This is a genomic window from Pseudomonas sp. Pseusp3 (assembly GCF_047304225.1).
GTDB classification, from domain to species: Bacteria; Pseudomonadota; Gammaproteobacteria; order Pseudomonadales; family Pseudomonadaceae; genus Aquipseudomonas; species Aquipseudomonas fluorescens_CD.
Map to the genome: position 1 here is coordinate 1 of NZ_JBGLYV010000313.1, position 202 is coordinate 202.

The 202-nt window shown below is 63.9% G+C and carries 1 protein-coding gene; it reads right to left on the reverse strand.

Translation table 11 applies throughout. The features are described 5' to 3' along the window. A partial coding sequence (locus ACCD00_RS30955; RefSeq protein ID WP_413428959.1) for an immunoglobulin-like domain-containing protein occupies positions 1-202 on the reverse strand: 202 nt, incomplete at both ends.

Here is a 202-nt window from a genome sequence, read left to right on the forward strand (position 1 = left end):
TGACCGTGGTGGTCACCGGGGTTTTCACCGGGTTGATCGCTTCGAGGTTGCCGCCGGCCGCATCCTTGATGGATTCGCTGACGGTGGTTGGCCCCTTGTAAACGTCGTTGCCGACAGTGACCGGTAGGCTGCCGGAGCTCTGGCCGACGGCGATGGTGATCACCTTGCCGCTGTCGAGGGTCACGGTGACCGGACCGTTCTG